At 68.8% G+C, this 19,848-nt stretch carries 16 protein-coding genes and 1 pseudogene; 12 read left to right on the top strand and 5 right to left on the bottom strand.

The annotated features are described in order from the left end of the window. Positions 1–164: 164 nt before the first annotated feature. Positions 165–1,070 carry a prolyl aminopeptidase gene (gene pip, locus ACFVM3_RS38745; protein WP_378444814.1) on the top strand — a complete coding sequence of 302 codons (906 nt, stop codon included), beginning with the start codon at positions 165–167 and terminating at the stop codon, positions 1,068–1,070. Between the two features lie 13 nt (positions 1,071–1,083). Here pip and ACFVM3_RS38750 read toward each other — a convergent pair whose 3' ends face one another. Next, positions 1,084–2,271, bottom strand: a complete 1,188-nt coding sequence (locus ACFVM3_RS38750) for a Glu/Leu/Phe/Val dehydrogenase (protein ID WP_378444801.1) — start codon at positions 2,269–2,271, stop codon at positions 1,084–1,086. A 161-nt stretch (positions 2,272–2,432) separates the two neighbouring features. Between ACFVM3_RS38750 and ACFVM3_RS38755 the strand changes: the two genes are divergently transcribed. The 7 genes from ACFVM3_RS38755 to ACFVM3_RS38785 all read left to right on the top strand — a co-directional run bounded on the left by ACFVM3_RS38755 (position 2,433) and on the right by ACFVM3_RS38785 (position 10,068). Then, a complete protein-coding gene (locus ACFVM3_RS38755) occupies positions 2,433–3,356 on the top strand; it encodes a LysR family transcriptional regulator (RefSeq protein WP_378444802.1) in 924 nt (307 codons plus the stop codon). Between the two features lie 129 nt (positions 3,357–3,485). Then, the gene (locus tag ACFVM3_RS38760; protein ID WP_378444803.1) at positions 3,486–4,748 is read left to right on the top strand and encodes a glutamate-cysteine ligase family protein; all 1,263 of its coding nucleotides are present in this window, start codon (positions 3,486–3,488) and stop codon (positions 4,746–4,748) included. Next, a complete protein-coding gene (egtB, locus tag ACFVM3_RS38765; RefSeq protein ID WP_378444804.1) occupies positions 4,745–6,094 on the top strand; it encodes an ergothioneine biosynthesis protein EgtB in 1,350 nt (449 codons plus the stop codon). The genes ACFVM3_RS38760 and egtB overlap by 4 nt, the downstream gene beginning before the upstream one ends. 5 nt (positions 6,095–6,099) lie before the next feature. Next, positions 6,100–6,864 (top strand): ergothioneine biosynthesis protein EgtC, encoded by a 765-nt coding sequence (gene egtC / locus ACFVM3_RS38770; protein ID WP_378444805.1) that lies wholly within the window; start codon positions 6,100–6,102, stop codon positions 6,862–6,864. Then, positions 6,861–7,838, top strand: a complete 978-nt coding sequence (gene egtD, locus ACFVM3_RS38775; protein WP_378444806.1) for an L-histidine N(alpha)-methyltransferase — start codon at positions 6,861–6,863, stop codon at positions 7,836–7,838. The genes egtC and egtD overlap by 4 nt, the downstream gene beginning before the upstream one ends. 46 nt (positions 7,839–7,884) lie before the next feature. Beyond that, positions 7,885–8,307: a nitroreductase family deazaflavin-dependent oxidoreductase gene (locus tag ACFVM3_RS38780; protein ID WP_378444815.1), complete on the top strand. Its 423-nt coding sequence runs from the start codon at positions 7,885–7,887 to the stop codon at positions 8,305–8,307. A 156-nt stretch (positions 8,308–8,463) separates the two neighbouring features. Next, the gene (locus ACFVM3_RS38785; RefSeq protein ID WP_378444807.1) at positions 8,464–10,068 is read left to right on the top strand and encodes an alpha/beta hydrolase; all 1,605 of its coding nucleotides are present in this window, start codon (positions 8,464–8,466) and stop codon (positions 10,066–10,068) included. A gap of 207 nt (positions 10,069–10,275) precedes the next feature. On the opposite strand, the gene ACFVM3_RS38790 is transcribed toward ACFVM3_RS38785, so the two are convergent. Both ACFVM3_RS38790 and ACFVM3_RS38795 read right to left on the bottom strand, forming a co-directional pair. Next, complete coding sequence (locus ACFVM3_RS38790) at positions 10,276–10,623, bottom strand: darcynin family protein (protein WP_378444808.1); 348 nt, start codon at positions 10,621–10,623, stop codon at positions 10,276–10,278. A 30-nt stretch (positions 10,624–10,653) separates the two neighbouring features. Beyond that, positions 10,654–12,072, bottom strand: coding sequence for an MFS transporter (locus ACFVM3_RS38795; RefSeq protein ID WP_378444816.1), 1,419 nt, complete (start codon positions 12,070–12,072; stop codon positions 10,654–10,656). A gap of 144 nt (positions 12,073–12,216) precedes the next feature. Between ACFVM3_RS38795 and ACFVM3_RS38800 the strand changes: the two genes are divergently transcribed. Next, on the top strand, positions 12,217–13,170 hold the full coding sequence (locus ACFVM3_RS38800) for a LysR family transcriptional regulator (RefSeq protein ID WP_378444809.1): 954 nt from the start codon (positions 12,217–12,219) through the stop codon (positions 13,168–13,170). A gap of 135 nt (positions 13,171–13,305) precedes the next feature. Further along, positions 13,306–13,737 (top strand): annotated as a pseudogene (locus ACFVM3_RS38805) (MgtC/SapB family protein); the annotation flags it as partial. 54 nt (positions 13,738–13,791) lie between these two features. Here the strand turns inward: ACFVM3_RS38805 and ACFVM3_RS38810 are convergent. Both ACFVM3_RS38810 and ACFVM3_RS38815 read right to left on the bottom strand, forming a co-directional pair. Continuing rightward, entirely contained in the window at positions 13,792–14,595 is an 804-nt protein-coding gene (locus ACFVM3_RS38810; protein ID WP_378444810.1) for an alpha/beta fold hydrolase, read from the bottom strand. A gap of 75 nt (positions 14,596–14,670) precedes the next feature. Next, on the bottom strand, positions 14,671–17,478 hold the full coding sequence (locus ACFVM3_RS38815) for an aconitate hydratase (protein WP_378444811.1): 2,808 nt from the start codon (positions 17,476–17,478) through the stop codon (positions 14,671–14,673). Positions 17,479–17,819: 341 nt separating this feature from the next. Here ACFVM3_RS38815 and ACFVM3_RS38820 point away from each other — a divergent pair, with 341 nt between their 5' ends. Then, positions 17,820–19,175: an NlpC/P60 family protein gene (locus ACFVM3_RS38820; protein ID WP_378444812.1), complete on the top strand. Its 1,356-nt coding sequence runs from the start codon at positions 17,820–17,822 to the stop codon at positions 19,173–19,175. Between the two features lie 2 nt (positions 19,176–19,177). Next, positions 19,178–19,720 carry a molybdenum cofactor guanylyltransferase gene (locus ACFVM3_RS38825; RefSeq protein WP_378444813.1) on the top strand — a complete coding sequence of 181 codons (543 nt, stop codon included), beginning with the start codon at positions 19,178–19,180 and terminating at the stop codon, positions 19,718–19,720. The last annotated feature ends 128 nt before the right edge of the window (positions 19,721–19,848 follow it).

Below are 19,848 nucleotides of genomic sequence, written 5' to 3' on the forward strand. Positions count from 1 at the left end.
TTCCTTGCGTCAGACGCAAGGAAGGGGGCCTTCATGTACTTAAAGCACGCGCGCCCAGGAGCCTGCCCCGGCTATTGTGACAGCGCTGTTGCATTTCTGGCGGGCTCCGGGAGGAAGAGAACGTGACACGGCTGTATCCGGAAATCGAACCGTACGACCACGGGATGCTCGACGTCGGCGACGGGCACCTCGTGTACTGGGAGGTCTGCGGGAACCCCGACGGCAAAGCCGCCGTCACGCTGCACGGCGGCCCGGGGACCGGGTGCAGTACCGGCCTGCGCCGGTACTTCGACCCGGCCAAGTACCGGGTCGTGCTCTTCGACCAGCGCGGCTGCGGCCGGAGCACGCCGCACGCAGGCGAGCCCGTCGCCGATCTCTCCGCCAATACCACCGACCATCTGATCGCGGACATGGAGCGGCTTCGCGAGCATCTGGGCATCGAGAAGTGGCTGCTCTTCGGCGGCTCCTGGGGTTCGGTGCTCGCGCTCGTCTACGCCGAGCGGTATCCGGACCGGGTCTCGGAGATGGTCCTGATGGGTTTGGCCACCGGCCGCCGGAGTGAGACCGATCTGCTCACCCGCGGCCTCGGCGGTGTCTTCCCCGAGGCGTGGGCGAAGTTCCGCGACGGTGTTCCCGAAGAGGATCGCGACGGTGACCTGGCGGCGGCCTACCACAAGTTGCTCATGGACCCGGATCCGGCGGTGCACGGGAAGGCGGCCGCCGATTGGTGTGACTGGGAGGACGCGATCGTCCCGACTTCCCCGCCGTACAAGAGTTTCGAGACGCCGCGGTTCATGCTGGCCTTCGCCAGGCTGGTGACGCATTACTGGAGCCAGGGATCCTTTTTGGACGACGGCGTGGTCCTGAGGGAGGCCGGGAAGCTGGCCCACATCCCGGCCGTGCTCGCGGAAGGGAGCCTCGACCTGGGCAACCTCATCGGCACCCCGTGGGAGCTGGCCCACGCGTGGCCCGGCAGCGAACTGGTGATCATCGACGAGGTCGGCCACAGCACCCAGGACGAGCCGATGCGCGAAGTCCTCATCGGCGCGACGGACCGCTTCGCCTCCTGAGTCACGCGCATTCTCACGGGATGACCAGGGCGGGGGCGGTTTCGGGAGTGGCGGCGTCCGAACGGGTGGTTTCGGCGAGCCGCAGCCCGGTGGTGCGCGGCGCGATCCGGTCGAGGTTCCACGAACTCAGCAGCAGCGCCACCTTCGCCCGCATCTCGGTCCGCAGGCGCAGGAACGAATCGGCCGGATCGGCGCCGACCTCGCCGAGCAGGAGCCACCAGGCCCAGGCGGCCGCGCCCGCGTTCGCGACGAAGTCCGGGATCACCGGGATGCCGCGAGCCGCGAGTCCGGACTCGGCGTCGGGGGTGGTCGCCGCGTTGGCGGCTTCGATGACGACCTTCGCCTTGACCACGCTCTGGTTCCCGGCGCGCAGCGCGTAGGAGATCGCCGCCGGGACGAGGATGTCGGCGTCCGTCGCCACGATCTCGTCGCGCGGGAGCGGCCGGACGCCGGCGGGAAGCCGGCTGCGGTCGATCTCACCGTAGGAGTCCCGCAGCTCCAGCAGCGCCGGGATGTCGAGGCCTTCAGGCCGGTACAGCGTTCCGGCGGCGTCGGCTACCGCGACCACCTTCATGCCGGCTTCGTGCAGGTACCAGGCCGCGCCGCCGCCCATGGTGCCGATGCCCTGGACGGCGACCGTGGTCTTCTCGGCCGCCCATTCCCAGGCGTCGGCGACACCGAGGCAGGCCTGCGCGACGCCATAGCCGCCGATCACGTCGCCGAGCAGGAGCCCGCCGGGGACCGGTGTGCTCAACCCGGCCTGCACGCGGCGAAGGGTGTGCGCCGGGTCGGCCGAACGGCGGATCGCCGCGTGGTACGACTGCTCGAGCCCGAGCTTCGCGAACACCTCGTCGATCAGGTGCTGGGGCACGCCGAGGTCTTCGGCGGTCACCCAGTGGTCGTCGATCCACGGCCGCAGGAACGCGCAGAACCGTTCCAGCACACCGAAAGCGCGCTCGTCCTTCGGATCGAAGTCGATGCCGCCCTTGGCTCCGCCGACCGGCAGGCCGAAGGTCGCGGTCTTGTTCGCCATCCCCCTCGCCAGGTCCTCGACCTCCGACATCGTGCAGCCCGCGCGCATCCGGGTCCCGCCGGTCGCGATGCCGGAGACCAGGCTGTGCACTACGAGGTAGCCGGTGGCACCGGTGACGGGGTCGGTCCAGATCAGCCTCATCAGCGGTTCGGCGTTCCTCGCGGCCATGCGGCCACCTCCTTCGGGATCCGGGGTCGTCCTGCGGCACTTCCGAGGGTGCGCCCTGCCGGGCACGGGCGTCCATTTACCGAATCTGAACGATGTCGTGCAGAGAAACTGGTGTAACGCGTCATCCGGCGTCCGCGACCGCGCCCGTTTACGTTGGGTTCATGGAGCTTTCGTTGCACCGCCTGAGGATGCTCCGCGAGCTGAGCCGGCGTGGCACCGTCACGGCGGCCGCCGCTTCGCTGCACTACACCGCTTCGGCGGTGTCGCAGCAGTTGGCGCAACTGGAGCGGGACGTGGGCGCGAAGCTGTTCGAACGCTTCGGCAGGCGAGTGCAGCTGACCGAACTGGGGCTGTTGCTGACCGAGCACGCCGAGGAGATCCTGGGGTCCGTCGAGCGGGCGACACTCGCCTTGGAGGAGGCGCAGGAGACCGTTTCGGTCCGGCTCATGGCCGGGGTGTGGGCGTCGGTCGCTTCGGGGCTGCTTCCGCACGCGCTGACCGCGCTGGCGGGTGAGCATCCGGGGATCCAGGTCCGGACTCGTGAACTCGCGCCGGAGGACACCGCCGACGCCGTCCGGGACGGCGAACTGGATCTGTCGTTCGTGATCGACTACTCCGACGCGCCGATGCCCTGGGACGTGGGTCTGGAACGCGCGGTGATCGCGGTCGAACGGCTGCACGCCGCGGTGCCCGCCGGCGCCGTCCCCGCGGGGAGCGCGTCATTGCTCGAACTGGCCGAGCACCCGTGGATCCTCGCCAGCCCCAAAAGTCACTTCGGCCGCGCGGTGCGCACGGCGTGTCACCGCCACGGGTTCGAGCCGAAGATCAACCACGAGGTCGAGGAGCAGTCGACGGCGATGGCGATGGTCCGGGCGGGGCTCGGGGTGACCCTCGTTTCGGATCTCGGGCTCGGCCTCCGGCCGCCGGGGATCGACGTGGTCGCGTTGACCACACCGTTGCTCCGGACGGTTTCGATCGCCTATCGGACGACCTCGTCACGGCGGCCTGCCCTGCAGCTGGTGATCGAGGCGGTCCGCGACGCGGCCGCCGCGCTCGGGCTGGGCACGGAGCCCGCTTTGCCCTGAATCGTCCGGTACGGGGAGGTGGCCGGGGATCCTGCCCCGCAAGAAACCGGCCTGAATTTGTCGGACCCCGCGTGTAGCGTCCGAAGTCAAGTAGCTCAGTTATCGGACAACCGACTGGACGGCGGAAAGATGACTACTGTTCATGATTTCCCCGAGAAGTCCGGGAGCGCGTCGAACGCGACGGCGAAGGTCCTCTCGGACCGCGCCGAGGGTGAGGCGTATGTGGCTTCCGTGTGCTTCAAGCACGGGCCACCGAGACTCCTCGGCGTGGAGCTTGAATTCACCGTGCACTACGCCGACGAGCCCGCCCGGCCTCTCGATCCCGACGATCTCGCCACGGCGCTCGGCCCGCACACCCCGCGGACCCTGCGCCCCGACAGCCCCGCCCTCCCGCTTCCGGCAGGTTCACCGCTGAGCCTCGAGCCCGGATGCCAGGTGGAGATCTCCGCTCAACCACAGACCACGCTGCGCCACTTGGACGCCGTCGTCTCGGCCGATCTGGCCCACCTCGAAAATCTTCTCGCCGCCCGAGGCCTGCACCTGGGGGACTCCGGGATAGACCGGTATCGCGCCCCCTCCCGCAAACTGGGCACACCCCGCTACGCCGCGATGGAACGCCGCTTCGCGCCCATGGGTGCCGGGGGCGCGACGATGATGTGCAGCACCGCCGGCCTGCAGGTCTGTGTGGACGCAGGTGAGGCGGGCGAGCTGGCCGACCGCTGGGCCGCGGTCCACGCGCTCGGTCCGCCCCTGCTGGCCACCTTCGCCAACTCCCGGGTCCACGCCGGACGCGACACCGGCCACGCGTCCGCGCGCTGGCTCGCCGTGATGGAAACGGAACGGGTCCGCACCCGGTCGGCGGAACCGGGCGAGGATCCGGCGGGGGAGTGGGCACGCAGGATCCTGGACACCCCGTTGATGGTCCTTCCCGGCCGTGACGGCCGCTGGGACGCGCCCGATTCCCTGACTTTCGCCGACTGGATCGACGGACGGGGCGAGGGCGCCGGGCTCGACAGGCCGACCGAGGAAGACCTGGCCTATCACCTGACGACCTTCTTCACCCCGGTCCGTCCACAGGGGTATCTGGAGATCCGGTACCTGGACGCCCAGCCCGCCGCGAGGTGGCTCCATCCGGTGGCCCTGCTGGCCGCACTGCTCGCCCGGCCGTCCACAGTGGACAAGGTGCTCGAACTGTGCGAACCGGTCACGGGCGGCTGGGAGCGCGCGGCCCGGTACGGCCTCGCCGACCCGGCGATCGCCACTGTCGCGAGCAAGGTGGTGGACCTCGGCTGTGCCGAACTCGGCACCACCGGTCTGCCGCCGGAGACCATCACGGAGATCAGCGAGGGCGTGCAGTCCCTCGTGCACGGTTCGAGGAGCCACCAGTCATGAGCGTGGAAAGCACCGAGACCAACCCGCTTCGCGCGCTGAGCCCGCAAGACCTGCGGGCGCACGCGGCCGAGGCGCTCACCAGGGCCCGCGAGCGCAGTGTCGCGCTGACGGACGTCGACGACGAAGACCTGGTCCGCCAGCATTCGAAACTGATGTCGCCGCTGGTCTGGGATCTCGCGCACATCGGCAGCCAGGAAGAGCTCTGGCTGGTGCGTGACGTGGGCGGCCGCGAGGCGCTCCGGCCCGATATCGACGACATCTACGACGCGTTCCAGCACGCTCGCGCGGATCGTCCGGCGCTGCCGCTGCTGGGCCCGGAAGAGGCGCGCAAGTACGTCCGCGAGGTCAGGGAGAAATCCTTCGACATCCTGGAAAGCGTTCCGCTGCAAGGCAGGCGGCTCACCGAAGACGCCTTCGCCTTCGGCATGATCACCCAGCACGAGCAGCAGCACGACGAGACGATGCTGGCCACCCATCAGCTCCGCAAGGGCGATCCGGTCCTGCACGCGCCCGCGCCGCCGCCGTCACGGTCCGGGCCGCTGCCCGCGGAGGTGTTCGTCCCCGGCGGCGCCTTCACCATGGGCACCTCCGCCGAGCCGTGGGCGCTGGACAACGAGCGTCCGGCGCACGAGGTCGCGGTGGAGGCGTTCTTCATCGACACCACACCGGTCACCTGCGGGGCGTACGCGCAGTTCCTCGACTCCGGGGGTTACGAAGACCCGAAGTGGTGGAGCGAGCGTGGCTGGGCGTACCGGCGCGAGCACGGCATCGAGGCGCCGCGCTTCTGGAAACGGGAGCAGGACGGCTGGTGGCGGACGCGGTTCGGCGTCTACGAGAAGGTGCCCGCCGCGGAGCCCGTCGTCCACGTTTCCTTCCACGAGGCCGAGGCGTACGCCGCCTGGGCGGGCCGTCGCCTGCCGACGGAGGCGGAGTGGGAGAAGGCCGCCCGGTTCGATCCGGCGACCGGCCGGTCGCGCCGGTTCCCTTGGGGTGACGAGGAACCCACTCCCGACCACGCGAACCTCGGGCAGCGGCATCTGCGGCCCGCGGAGGTCGGCGCGTATCCGGCGGGTGTCTCACCGCTGGGCGTGCACCAGCTGATCGGCGACGTCTGGGAGTGGACCAGCAGCGGCTTCGAGGCGTATCCGGGATTCGCCGCGTTCCCGTACAAGGAGTACTCCGAGGTGTTCTTCGGCGGGGACTACCGGATCCTGCGGGGTGGCTCCTTCGGCACGGACGCGGCGGCCATCCGCGGCACGTTCCGCAACTGGGATCACCCGATCCGGCGGCAGATCTTCTCCGGGTTCCGCTGTGCCCGGGACGCTCGTCCGAGCGAGGTGGCCTGAGGGGCATGTGCCGTCACCTCGCTTATCTCGGCGAGCCGCGTTCGCCCGCCGAGACGCTCTTTCACGCTCCTCATTCGCTGCTCGTACAGTCCTACGCCCCTCGTGACATGCGGGGCGGTGGTTCGGTCAACGCGGACGGGTACGGCCTCGGCTGGTACGCCGAGGGCCCCGAACCGCTGCGGCTGCGCAGGTCCGCTCCCCTGTGGACGGACGGAGACCTGCCGGCGCTGGCCGGATCGGTCCGGTCGCACGCCTTCCTGGCCGCGGTCCGGAACGGTACGACGGGGATGCCCGTGGTCGAGGCGGCGAACGCGCCGTTCACCGGCGGCGGCTACCTCTTCAGCCACAACGGGCTGGTGCGGGGCTGGCCGGATTCGATGGCCGAGCTCGCCGCGAAACTGCCGATCACCCGGCTGCTGACCTTGGAGGCGACCACGGATTCGGTCCTGCTGTGGGCATTGCTGCGTGAGCGGCTCGAGGCGGGCGAAGACCCGCTCGCGGCCGTCACCTGGCTGATCGGAGCGGTCGAGGAGGCGGGGCCGGGTTCGCGGCTCAATCTCCTGCTGACCGACGGCCGGACGCTCATCGGTACCGCGTGGACGCATTCCCTGTCCTATCGGGACACCGGAGGCGGTGTGCTCGTCGCGTCGGAACCGTGCGACGACGACCCCGGCTGGACTCCCGTTCCCGACCGCCACGCCGTCCGGGTCACCGGAGCCGGTGTGGAAATCCTTCCCCTCGAAGCCGATCGGAGCCCTGAGGCACGATGACCGAAGTCGACCTCGACGTACACCACAGCGAATCGGATATCACCGAGCAGCTGCGCGCGGACGTCCGCGCCGGCCTGGAGGCCGACCAGAAATGGTTGTCGCCCAAATGGTTCTACGACGCGCGCGGCAGTGAACTGTTCGAGAAGATCACCGCCCTCCCCGAGTACTACCCGACCCGGAGCGAGCGGGAGGTGCTCGCCGCGCGCGGTGGTGAGATAGCCGAGAGTTCGGGCGCGCACACCCTCGTCGAACTCGGTTCCGGATCGAGTGAAAAGACGAGGCTCCTCCTCGACGCCCTCACGAGCCACGGCACGTTGAAGGAGTTCGTCCCGCTCGACGTCTCCGAGACCGCGCTCGCCGAAGCCGCGGAAGCCATCACGGCCGACTATCCGTCCCTTGAGGTCCGGGGCGTGGTCGGTGACTTCACCCGGCATCTCGACCTGTTGCCGGGTGACCGTCCGCGGCTGGTGGTCTTCCTCGGCGGCACGATCGGCAATTTCCTCCCCGCCGACCGCGCCACGTTCCTGCGTTCGGTCCGCGACGTGCTCGACGAGGGGGAGTGGTTCCTTCTCGGGACAGACCTGGTGAAGGACCGGGAAACCCTGGAACGCGCGTATGACGACGCGGCCGGGGTCACCGCCGAGTTCAACCGCAACATGCTCCGCGTGATCAACAACGGTCTCGGCGCGAACTTCGATCCGGCCGCGTTCGACCACGTCTCGTATTGGGACGAGGAGAACGAATGGATCGAAATGCGCCTGCGCGCCCGCGAACCGCTGACCGTCGACATCCCGGGCGCCGACCTGCAGGTGAAGTTCGCCGAGGGCGAATACGTGCGTACCGAGATCTCCGCGAAGTTCCGGCGGGAGGGAATCGCCGCGGAACTGGCCGCCGCCGGTTTCTCGGTGGAGAAATGGTGGACGGACTCGGAATCGCGGTTCGGGGTGAGCCTGGCAAGATCTGTCCGTGGCTAACCCTCTCACGTCGCTCGCCCGCGCGCTCGGCACGAAACCGTGGCTGATGGGGCTCGCGGGCGGGATCATCTGGGTGGACAAGAGACTCCACCGGCTGTTCAAAGGGAAGGTGAGCCTGGTCGCGCTGGCCGGGCTCCCCTCCCTGCGGCTGACCACGACCGGCCGCAAGAGCGGCCTGGCCCGCAGTACCAATCTCCTGTACTTCCCGCACGGTGAGGACTTCGTGCTCGTCGGCTCCAATTGGGGGAGGCCGAACGATCCCGCGTGGACGCACAACCTGCGGTCGAATCCCGACGCGGTCGTCGCACTCGCGGGCAAGGAGATCCCGGTCAGGGCCAGGGAACTGCGCGGAGACGAGTACGAAGCGATGTGGAAACTGCTGCTGGAGTTCTGGCCCGGTTACTCCATGGAGGAGCAAGCCGCTCGCCGTGTGTTACCGATTTTCGAGTTGAAGACAACCACTCGATAGGTTCGTACCATCCTTTCGGCCGGTGACTGGGTTACCGGCTTGTGCGAGGCTCGCTTGGTGTTACGCGCCGTGACGTCGACGGCGCGCCGAGCGACGTGGCCCATCACGTCGCCAGCCGAGGGAGGAGTCGTTTTGCCGAGATCCACAAGGAGGCCGGTGCGCGGTTTCGCACTGGTAGGGGCACTCGTGGCCGGCGCCGCGCTGACCGGAGCGTCCGGGACGGCGGTCGCCGCCCAGGAGGCCGGGGTGTCCGCCGCCCAGGTCGGCGCGACGGCGCCGGTGAACTGGGGTGCCTGCACGGCGGACCAGATCCGCGGTGTTCCCGCCGACCAGACCAAGTTCTACAGCTGTGCGCGGTATCGCGTGCCGATCGACCACGACAACGCGGCGCTCGGCACCATCGACATCGCGATGCTGAAGCGGGCGGCGAAAACGCCCGACAAGAAGGTCGGTTCGCTGTTCCTCAACCCGGGCGGCCCCGGCGGTTCCGGATTCCGGATGCCGATCGGTGCGGCGAACTACTTCCAGCCGCAGGTGCTGGACCGGTTCGACCTGATCGGGTTCGACCCGCGCGGGGTCGGCGCCAGCAACCCGCTCAAGTGCTTCACCACGCAGGAAGACGCGGACGACGTCTTCTCCGCGCAGATCCCCGTTCCGCTGACCCGGCAGGAGATCTCCGGGACGCTGGCCTCGTACCGCGACTACGGCCAGTTCTGCAAGAACAACGCGGGTGCGCTGCTGAACCACATGTCCACCAAGGACGTCGTGCGTGACCTCGACAAGATGCGGGCGGCCGTCGGCGACCAGAAGCTGACCTTCGTCGGCTTCTCGTACGGGACCCTGATCGGGTCGACGTACACGTCGATGTTCCCGAAGCAGAGCCGGGCGATCGTCGTCGACGGCAACGTCGACCCGGCGCTGCGCACCAGCGACGGTGTGCAGTACGACCGCGAGCGCGCTCGCGGGTTCGAGATCGCCTTGGACGGCTTCCTGCGCAAGTGCGCGCAGGTCGGGCCGAAGTGCTCCTTCAGCCAGGGCACGCCGCGGGAGAAATTCGACGAGATCCGCGACCACCTGCGCAAGCAGCCGATCAAGCTTCCGGACGGGAGCAGCTACGACATCAACGCGTTCACCAGCACGGTGGCCGGGGTGCTGTACTCGCCGACGTCGTTCCCGTCGCTGGCCGACGACCTGCAGGCGCTGTACAACGTCGTCCACCCGCCCGCCGCGCAGACGCAGACTGCGCAGGCCGTCGAGCTGAAGGTGCTGCGGTCGGGGGCGAACGGGCGCGCGGACGTGAACCCGGACAGCCCGTACACCGGCGACGACTCCTACTTCGCCGTGAACTGCTCGGACAAGAAGATCACGATCAAGCAGGAGAAGGTCCCGGAGATCGCCGCGAAGTGGGAGAAGGAATCGCCCACTTTCGGTCGCTACCAGGCGTTCTCGGACATCGCGGGCTGCCCGGTGTGGCCGGCGAAGAAACCGGACGTCTACCGCGGCCCTTGGCAGGCCAAGACCGACACCCCGGTGCTGGTCATCGGCAACTACTACGACCCGGCGACCCAGTACCTGTTCTCGAAGCGGATGGCCGACCAGCTGGGCAACGCCCGCCTGCTCTCGGTCGACGCCTTCGGGCACTGCATCCTTGGCGACTCCCTCGGGGTGGACAAGGTGACGGCCGACTACCTGATCGACCTGAAGGTCCCGGCCAACGGCCAGGTCTTCCAGCCGAACGTCCAGCCATTCGAAACCGCCTGATCCAGGGCTGATGACCACGAAGGCCACCGTCGCGGCGGTGGCCTTCGTGGCGTCCGGGGACCGGTCCCCAACGTCCGGCCCTAGGGTTCCGGACGGGGAGGGCCGGAGAGGCCGGACGACTGCTCGTCCAGGCCATCCGGGTGGGTAACCAGGGCACCGGCTTCGGCGTGGTCGCGGCCGCCGGTGCGCCTGGCTCACCCGCCGCCCTCAGACGTTGACGCTCGCGTAGGCGTCGAGACCGTAGTTCGCCGCGTACGCGTTCTCGACCCCGACCAGGAGGTCGACGACGTCGAAGTACCGGTCCCAGAAGGGCGTCTCGCGCAGCGCCTCGATGAGCAACTGGTACGAGTGATGGTCGTCGGCCTCCCACACCCACACATCGGTGACTCGCGCGGAGTAGAACTCCGTGTCGAAGAACCGGGACCGGACGCCCTTCACCTTGCTCTCGATCACCGGGAGGATTTCGGTCTTGAAGGCCTTCACGCGCTGTTCGACGGTGAGGCTGAGCCATTCCGGCATGGTCTTCACCAGCATGAAAGCAGTTACTTCGGACATGATGCTTCCTTTCGGTCAGGCTTCGGTCCGCTACTTGGTTTCGCGGGAAAGTCGTGCTTGGAGGACGACGAGTGCCCCGAGGACGAGCACGCTGACGCCGATCACCCGCAGGGCCGTGCTCGCGGCGGTGACGAACGCGGAGATCACTTCGGGAGAGCGGCCGGGGACGACTGCGAGCGCCTGCGCCACGGTGTGCGGATCGTGGTCCGCGCGGACGTCGGGCGGCAGTGCGGCGGCGAACCGTCCGGTGAGGACGGTGCCGATGACCGCGACACCGAGCGCGCTGCCGAATTCGCGGGTGGTGGCCTGCAGCCCGGCGCCGACACCGGCTTGCGACGGCGGAAGAGAGCCGGAGATCGCGGCGGACAGGGTCGGGAGGGCCAGCGTGACACCGACGCCGGTCACCACCAGCCAGGCCGCGTAGGCCGGGTACGGCGTCGAGGCGTCGCATGTGGACAGTCCGACGAGGCCGCCGCCGCAGCAGACGAACGCGATGGCGATGACGGTGTCGACTCCGAAGCGCCGGACGAGCTTGCCCACGTGCCGCGCGCCGAGGACGACCGGGACGGTCAGCGGGATGATCCCGAGCCCGGTCAGCAGCACGCTGAAACCCATGCCGTACTGGAGAAAGGACGCGTTGACGTAGAACAGCGCGAACATCCCGAAGAAGATCGCGGTCATACCGAGACAGGCGCTGCGCAACGCGGGCACGCGGAACAACCGAGGATCGAGCAGCGGGTGCTCGGCCTTCAGCTCCACGAGCGTCCACAGCGCGAAAAGCACGACCGCACCGGCGAATCCGGCCAGGACGATCGGGCTGCCCCAACCCGCTTCAGGTCCCTCGACGATGCCCAGCAGCAACGCGACGGACGCGCCGACGAGCAGGACGGCGCCGAGCGGGCTGAGCGGGCGGTCGTGCCTGGGGGACACCGGTGCGATCCGGGCGGCCAGGGCGAGGAGCGCCAAGGAGAACGGGACGGCCGCCGCGAACAGCCAGCGCCACGATCCGCCTGCCAGCACCGCGCCGCCGCCGACATTGCCGACCACACCACCGATGCCCGTCATCGAAGCCCAGGTCGCGATGGTGACGCCCTTGCGTTCGGCGGGGACGGCGTGCAGCAGGACGGCGAGCGTGTTGGGCAGCACCGCGGCGGCCCCGATCCCCGTGATCGCCCGGCCCGCCAGCAGGAAGGGCACGTTCGGCGCGAGCGCCGACAGCAGCGCGCCGAGCGCGAACAGTGTCAGACCGGCCAGCAGGACGCCCTTGCGGCCGAAGTGGTCGCCCGCCGCTCCGCCGGGGATCACGAGGCAGGCGAAGAAAACGACATAGGTGTCGACGATCCAGATCAGTGCCGACGCGGACGGGTGAAGCTCGCTCGCGGCCAGCATCGGAACGGCGAGGTTGATCGCGGCGACCATCGCGACCATGAGCACGACACAGGCGCACATGACGGCCAGCAGGCCGCGCCGGTCCGTCGCGGCTTCGGGGCTGTCGCGGACTTGAAGTCGGAGTGGCATGTCCACGACGCTATGGGCCTGCCGATTCTTCATGCCACGCAACTTTGACAAGTCAGACTTGCGTACGATGCAACTATGGTCGACCAGCTGGACCTCAACCTTTTGCGCGTGTTCGACGCGTTGCTACGGGAGGGCAGCGTGACGGCGGCGGCCGAACGGCTGCATCTGTCGATCCCCGCCGCCAGCCGGGCGCTCGGCCGGTTGCGGCGGGCCATGGGCGATCCGATCCTGGTGCGCGCCGGCCGCGGCATGGTGCCGACGCCGTTCGCGCTCCGGACGGCGCCGCGGGTGCGGTCCCTGCTCGACGAGGCCTCGGCCCTGATCAGCGCCGACCGCGAGCTGGCGATCGGCGATCTCGAACGCACCTTCACCATCCGCATCAACGACGGTGTCGCCGCGACACTGGTGACGGCAGCCGCCGAGGCGACCGCCGCGGTCGCGCCGGGTGTCGTCCTGCGTTTCGTCGCCGAGGGCAGCGAAAGCACCGAGGCCTTGCGAGATGGTTCCGTGGACCTGGACATCGGCGCGGGCGACATCGCCGCGCCCGACATCCGTTCGACGCTGCTGTACCACGAACGAGTGGTCGCGATCGTCAGGGCCGGCGGCCCGCTCGGCGATGTGCGCCGCCCGACGCTGAGGCAGCTTTGCCGGTATCCGCACGTTTCCGCGTCACGACGCGGCCGGGGCAGGGGACCGCTCGACGACGTTCTCGAGGCGGCCGGTCTCCAGCGCCGGGTCGCGGCGGTCGTCCCCACCTCCGCCGTCGCCGCGTTCCTGGTCGCGTCGAGCGACTACATCGGGCTCGCGCCCCAGCGGCTCGCCGAGCAGTACGGCCGGTCGCTCGGCATCCGCTGGTTCCCGATCCCCGCGGATCTTCCGCCCATCGAGGTCTGCCAGCTCTGGCACGCGCGCCTCGACGCCGACCCTGCCCAGCGCTGGCTGCGTGACACGATCCACGCCGCGCTCGGCTCGTCCGGTGGTAGAGTCCCGAAGGTTGATCAACACCGATCGAGTACGAAAGCGAGGTGAGCGGCACATGCCGGAAGACAGTTCTGGACCGACCGGACGTGGTCGCCGTTCACCCGTGTGCGCGGTGCGCTGACCTGCTCCGGTCTCCTTTCCCTGTCTGGCTTTGTGTACGCACGCCAGAAAAGAGCCGGAATCATGAACACCTTCGAAATGCTGCTCAGGGTCGGCACCGGCGTCGGCCTCGGCGCCGTCATCGGCATCGAGCGCCAGTACCGCGCCCGGATGGCCGGACTCCGCACCAACGCCCTCGTCGCCGTCGGCGCGACCCTCTTCGTCCTGTTGTCCGCCCACGGTTTCGGCGGGCTGAACACCAGTGGTGACGCCGATCCGACGCGCGTCGCCGCCCAGATCGTCTCCGGTATCGGTTTCCTCGGCGCCGGGGTGATCCTGCGGGACGGGCTGAACGTGCGCGGGCTCAACACCGCGGCCACTCTGTGGTGCTCCGCGGCCGTCGGATCCCTTGCGGGAGCGGGGCTTTACGGCGTCGCGCTCGCCGGGACCGTGGTGATCGTCGGGGTCAACGTGCTGTTGCGCCCGCTCGGCCGCGTCGTCGACCGCCGCCCGGAACACCGGGAAGACGACCTCGTGAGTGGCAATGACGGTTAGAACCGTCCTCACCACTCACGAGCAGGCCAGGAAATCCAGCAGTATCCGGGAGAACTCGGCGGGTTTCTCCAGGTTGATCATGTGCGCGACCCCGGGAACGACCAGTTTCCGGGCGTCGCGTGCTTCGCTTTCGATTCGGCAGGCGATGGCGGCGATGTCCGTGGAATCCAGATCCCCCACCAAGGTCAAGGTGCGCGGGGTCAGTTCACCGATGCGTTCGGTGGCCCGGAGTTCGTCCATCAGCGTGAAGCCCGAGAGCCCGTGCCGCACGACCGTCTGCGTGTACATCTCCTGGCACCGCCGCCGGACTTCCTGATCGACGTCCGCGGGCCCGCGCCGCGGTCCGTCCACCCACATACGCAGGATGACTTCGATGGCGGCCGGGAGGTCGCCCTTGGCGGCGGCCTCTTCGAGCTTCTTGGTCTGCTCCAAGACGAAGGGGTCCTTCGTCACCATCGCGCTGAGGCCGGTGGCGACGAGCACGAGGCTCTCGACCAGTTCCGGGTAGGTCAGCGCGAAGTCGACCGCGATCCGGCCCCCGCCCGATAGCCCGACCAGGGACGCGCGGGGGAGTCCCAGCGCGGCCATCAGCTCGCGGAGATCCTCGTAGTGCTTGAACCGCTCCGTCGGTGTGGACGACTCGCCGTGCCCGCGCGCGTCGTACCGGATGGCGGTGTGGTGACGTTCGAGCGCCGCCATCTCCGCGTCCCACATCCGCGAGTCGAGCATCCCGCCGTGCAGCAGGATCACCGGCTCGCCGTCACCCCGGACCTCGTACGCCAATTCGCCGTTTTCGACCTGAACTCTCCCCGTGGTCATACGGCCACGCTACCGAAGAACACGAAGGGACCCTTTCCCCAAAGTGCGGGGAAAGGGTCCCTTGGTGTGCCGTGCTTACGCCTTGGTCATCTTCCGCAGGACGTACTGCAGGATGCCGCCGTTGCGGTAGTAGTCCGCCTCACCCGGGGTGTCGATGCGGACGTCCGCGTCGAACTCCACCTTGGTGCCGTCGGTCTTCGTCGCGGTGACGTGGACCGTGCGCGGGGTCTCGCCGTCGTTCAGCTTCGTGATGCCCGAGATGTCGAACGTCTCGGTGCCGTCGAGGCCGAGCGACGAGGCCGACTCGCCCGCCGGGAACTGCAGCGGGATGACACCCATGCCGATCAGGTTCGACCGGTGGATGCGCTCGAACGACTCGGTGATCACCGCGCGCACGCCCAGCAGGCGCGTGCCCTTGGCCGCCCAGTCACGGGAGGAACCGGAGCCGTACTCCTTGCCGCCCAGGACGACCAGCGGGATGTCCTGCGCCGCGTAGTTCTGCGCCGCGTCGTAGATGAACGCCTGCGGGGCGTCGTCCTGGGTGAAGTCGCGGGTGTAGCCGCCCTGCACGTCGTCCAGCAGCTGGTTGCGCAGCCGGATGTTCGCGAAGGTGCCGCGGATCATGACCTCGTGGTTACCGCGACGCGAGCCGTAGGAGTTGAAGTCCTTCTTCTCCACGCCGTGCTCGGTCAGGTACTGCGCGGCCGGGGTGCCCGGCTTGATCGCGCCGGCGGGGGAGATGTGGTCGGTGGTGACCGAGTCGCCCAGCTTCGCCAGCACACGCGCACCGGAGATGTCGGTGACCGGGGCGGGCTCCGCCTGCATGCCCTCGAAGTACGGGGGCTTCCGGACGTAGGTGGACTCCGCGTCCCAGTCGAAGGTCTTGCCCTCGGGGGTGGGCAGCGACTTCCACCGCTCGCCACCGTCGAAGACGTCGGCGTAGTCCTTGGTGAACATCTCCTGCGTGATCGCGTAGTCGATGGTCTCCTGGATCTCCTTGGCCGACGGCCAGATGTCCTTCAGGAAGACGTCGTTGCCTTCGGAGTCCTGACCGAGCGGCTGGGTCTCGAAGTCGAAGTCCATCGTGCCGGCGAGCGCGTACGCGATGACCAGCGGCGGCGACGCGAGGTAGTTCATCTTCACGTCGGGGTTGATGCGGCCTTCGAAGTTCCGGTTGCCCGAGAGCACCGAAACCGCGGTGAGGTCGTTCTCCTGGATCGCCGCGGAGATCTCGTCCGAGAGCGGGCCGGAGTTGCCGATGCAGGTGGTGCAGCCGTAGCCGACCAGGTGGTAGCCCAGCTTCTCCAGGTACGGCCAGAGGCCGGCCTTGTCGTAGTAGTCGGTGACGACCTGCGAACCCGGCGCCATCGACGTCTTGACCCACGGCTTGACCGCGAGGCCCTTGTCGACCGCGTTCCTGGCGAGCAGCGCCGCGCCGAGCATGACCGACGGGTTGGAGGTGTTGGTGCAGGAGGTGATCGAGGCGATCACCACGGCGCCGTGGTCGAGGATGAACTCGCCGCGGTCGGAGGTGCTGACCTTGACCGGGTTGGTCGGGCGGCCGGTGTGGCCGTTCGCCGCCGACTGGATGTCGACCGCGCCCTCGTCCTTGAACGAGAGGGCGGCCGGGTCGCTGGCCGGGAAGGACTCCTCGACGGCTTCGTCCACGTTGGTGTGCGGGACCTCTTCGCCGCCCACGTAGTCGTGGATCGACTTGCGGAACGAGTTCTTCGCGTCGGTGAGCTCGATGCGGTCCTGCGGGCGCTTCGGGCCGGCGATCGACGGGACGACCGTCGACAGGTCCAGCTCGATGTACTCGGAGTACTCCGGCTCGTGCGACGGGTCGTGCCAGAGGCCCTGCTCCTTGGCGTAGGCCTCGACGAGCGCGACCTGCTCCTCGGAGCGGCCGGTGAGCTTGAGGTAGCGGACGGTCTCGTCGTCGATCGGGAAGATCGCCGCGGTGGAGCCGAACTCGGGGCTCATGTTGCCGATGGTGGCGCGGTTGGCCAGCGGCACCGCGCCGACGCTCTCGCCGTAGAACTCGACGAACTTGCTGACCACACCGTGCTTGCGCAGCATCTCGGTGATGGTGAGCACTACGTCGGTGGCGGTCACGCCGGTCGGGATCTCGCCGGTGAGCTTGAAGCCCACGACGCGCGGGATGAGCATGGAGACCGGCTGGCCCAGCATGGCGGCCTCGGCCTCGATGCCGCCGACGCCCCAGCCCAGCACGCCGAGGCCGTTGACCATGGTGGTGTGCGAGTCGGTGCCGACGCAGGAGTCGGGGTACGCCTGGCCGTTGCGGGCCATCACCGTGCGCGCGAGGTGCTCGATGTTGACCTGGTGCACGATGCCGGTGCCCGGCGGGACGACCTTGAACTCGTCGAAGGCGCCCTGGCCCCAGCGCAGGAACTGGTAGCGCTCGCGGTTGCGCTCGTACTCGATCTCGACGTTGCGCTCGAAGGCGTCGGCGCGGCCGAAGACGTCGATGATCACGGAGTGGTCGATGACCAGCTCGGCGGGGGCGAGCGGGTTGACCTTGTCCGGGTCGCCGCCGAGGTCGGTGACGGCCTCGCGCATGGTGGCGAGGTCGACGACACAGGGCACGCCGGTGAAGTCCTGCATGATCACGCGGGCGGGCGTGAACTGGATCTCGATCGACGGGTCGGCCTTGGCGTCCCAGTTGCCGAGCGCGCGGATGTGGTCGGCGGTGATGTTCGCGCCGTCCTCGGTCCGCAGCAGGTTCTCGAGCAGGATCTTCAGGCTGTAGGGAAGGCGCTGGGAGCCCTCGACCTTGTTCAGGCGGAACACCTCGTAGGAGGCGTCGCCCACCTTCAGCGTGTCTTTGGCGCCGAAGCTGTCCTTGCTGGCGGGTGCGGTCACTTCTAACTCCAGTGGCGGGTCAGTTCGGTGAGTTCTCCAGGCCGTTCGGGTCGGCCGGGAGCGAGTCTTGCGCACCCCCACCGTAGGTCCGGACGCGGGATGGCACACCTCGTTCGTCTCCCCAAACAGTACGCCCGTCCTTTTTACCTGGCAAGCCGACACGCGGGTCATGAAGGTCTCATCGACCTGCGGCCGTTCGAGTGACGAAACGTTCGTCTGTTCGTCCCCCGTTGAGGGGAAATGGTGCCTACGGTGTGTAAGTTCCTGGTGGTGCTTCTGGTAATGCTGTGACGGCAGTGGCACAGTGAGGTCGTTGTTCAAGATCGGGAGGTGGGTGGATCGTGCGTGGTGAAGCCGGGTCCGGGGCCGGTGCCCGCCGTGGCATGACCATCGGCGCGCTCGGCATCGCCCTGTTGCTCGGGGTGACGGGCACGGCCGTCGCGGTTCCGCCGCCTCCGCCGAACCCCAGCGACTCCGAAATCAACTCCAGCAAGGCCGAGGCCAACGCCAAGGCGGGTGACGTCGGCAGGCTCACGAACCAGCTGGCGCAGGCCGAGTCGAAGCTCGCCCAGCTCAACGACGACGTCGAGCTGAAGATGGAAGAGGCCAACAAGGCGAGGGTCGACGCGGAGACCGCGCAGGACGAAGCCGCGCAGGCCGATCGCGACGCGCAGGCCGCGCGCACCGAATCCGACGCGGCGCAGGCCGCCATCGACAAGGCTCGCGCCGACCTCGACCGGTTCGCCGCCGCCAGCTTCCAGCAGGGCAGCAAGATCGGCTCGGTTTCGGCTTACCTGACGGCCAACAGCCCGAAGGAACTGCTCGGCCGCGCCCAGATGCTCGACGCGGTCGGCGGCAGCAGGCTCAACGCGCTCGACACGATGAAGCGCGCGCAGACGGACAAGTCCAACAAGGACGCGACCGCGCGCAAGAAGCTGGAGATAGCGCAGGAGCGCAAGCGCGCGGCCGAGGCTGCCAAACACGAGGCCGACAACGCCCAAAGCGCCGCTCAGCACGCGCAGGACACTCAGGCCGCTCAGAACGAGAAGCTCGAAGCCGACAAGGCGAGCGTCGAGAAGCAGCTCTACGAAGCGCAGCAGAAGGTCAGCGGCCTGCAGGGGCAGCGGCAGCGCTACGAGGACTGGAAGGCGCAGAAGGCACGCGAGGACGAGGAGCGTGCCCGGCAGGCCGCTCTCGCCGCGTCGAGGCCCAGCCCCAGCCAAGGTGGAGGTGGCCGCCCGACGGGCAGGCCCGTCCAGTCGGCTCCCGCCGGAGCGAGCGTCGAAGCCGTCGTCCGGCGCGCTTTGTCGCAGCTCGGGGTGGTGTACGCCTGGGGTGGCGGCAATACGTCCGGCCCGACGCGCGGAATCCGCGACGGTGGAACGGCCGACCGCTACGGCGACTACAACAAGATCGGCTTCGACTGCTCGGGCCTGATGATCTACGCGTTCGCCGGGGTGAAGTCGCTCCCGCACTACAGCGGCTACCAGTACAACGCCGGGCGGAAGGTGCCGCTCTCCCAGATGCGCCGCGGCGACATGCTCTTCTGGGGCGGCAGCGCGCGAGGTATCCACCACGTCGCGATGTACCTCGGGAACGGGCAGATGGTCGAGGCGCCGCAGTCCGGTTTGCGGGTTCGCATCGCGCCGGTGCGCTACGGCGGCATCATGCCGTACGCGACCCGCCTGATCGGCTAGGCGTGGCGTACGCGGGGATCGTGCTGGCGGGTGGCGCCGCGCGTCGTCTGTCCGGTGTGGACAAACCCGCGCTCCCCGTGGGTGGAAAGCCGTTGCTGGCCAGGGCTTTGGCCGCGCTCGCGGACGCGGATCCGGTGATCGTCGTCGGCCCGGAACGGCCGGGATTCGGCGATGTCGTCTGGACCCGTGAGTCCTCACCGGGAACGGGACCGGTGGCCGCGCTGGCCGCCGGGCTCGCGTTGGTGCGTTCTGAGCTCGTCGTGGTGTTGGCCGGCGATCTCGCGGGCGTCCGGAAGTCCACTGTGGACCGGCTGCTGGCCGCGCTCGGCCGGGCTTCGGGTGCGGTGCTGGTCGACGCCTCGGGGGAGCGGCAATGGCTGCTCGGTGCCTGGCGCGCGGAGGCGTTGCGCGACGCTCTGCCGGAGACGGTGGAGAACGCGTCGCTTCGGCGGACGCTGGGCGGGCTGGAGATCGTCGAGGTGCCCGAGGAGCCGGGTGAGAGCGACGACATCGACACGCCTGAGGATCTGGACCGGCTCTCCTAGGGGTCTCGTGAGTGGCGTGCCTCGCCAGGGGTTGCGAAAGCCACAGTGATGATGATGTGTGTGGATGGAGTTCTGGCGGGGTCTGGCTCGGAAAGCCACTGACGCCCTGGTTGGGGTTGTCTTGCGAA

Source organism: Amycolatopsis sp. NPDC057786 (genome assembly GCF_042797905.1).
Taxonomy (GTDB): domain Bacteria; phylum Actinomycetota; class Actinomycetes; order Mycobacteriales; family Pseudonocardiaceae; genus Amycolatopsis.

What these genes read in the sequence shown, in the direction of transcription:
- pip (WP_378444814.1), top strand. Translation starts at nt 165, where the DNA reads ATGCTCGACGTCGGCGACGGGCACCTCGTGTACTGGGAGGTCTGCGGG.
- ACFVM3_RS38750 (WP_378444801.1), bottom strand. Translation starts at nt 2,271, where the DNA reads ATGGCCGCGAGGAACGCCGAACCGCTGATGAGGCTGATCTGGACCGAC.
- ACFVM3_RS38755 (WP_378444802.1), top strand. Translation starts at nt 2,433, where the DNA reads ATGGAGCTTTCGTTGCACCGCCTGAGGATGCTCCGCGAGCTGAGCCGG.
- ACFVM3_RS38760 (WP_378444803.1), top strand. Translation starts at nt 3,486, where the DNA reads ATGACTACTGTTCATGATTTCCCCGAGAAGTCCGGGAGCGCGTCGAAC.
- egtB (WP_378444804.1), top strand. Translation starts at nt 4,745, where the DNA reads ATGAGCGTGGAAAGCACCGAGACCAACCCGCTTCGCGCGCTGAGCCCG.
- egtC (WP_378444805.1), top strand. Translation starts at nt 6,100, where the DNA reads ATGTGCCGTCACCTCGCTTATCTCGGCGAGCCGCGTTCGCCCGCCGAG.
- egtD (WP_378444806.1), top strand. Translation starts at nt 6,861, where the DNA reads ATGACCGAAGTCGACCTCGACGTACACCACAGCGAATCGGATATCACC.
- ACFVM3_RS38780 (WP_378444815.1), top strand. Translation starts at nt 7,885, where the DNA reads ATGGGGCTCGCGGGCGGGATCATCTGGGTGGACAAGAGACTCCACCGG.
- ACFVM3_RS38790 (WP_378444808.1), bottom strand. Translation starts at nt 10,623, where the DNA reads ATGTCCGAAGTAACTGCTTTCATGCTGGTGAAGACCATGCCGGAATGG.
- ACFVM3_RS38795 (WP_378444816.1), bottom strand. Translation starts at nt 12,072, where the DNA reads ATGTGCGCCTGTGTCGTGCTCATGGTCGCGATGGTCGCCGCGATCAAC.
- ACFVM3_RS38800 (WP_378444809.1), top strand. Translation starts at nt 12,217, where the DNA reads ATGGTCGACCAGCTGGACCTCAACCTTTTGCGCGTGTTCGACGCGTTG.
- ACFVM3_RS38810 (WP_378444810.1), bottom strand. Translation starts at nt 14,595, where the DNA reads ATGACCACGGGGAGAGTTCAGGTCGAAAACGGCGAATTGGCGTACGAG.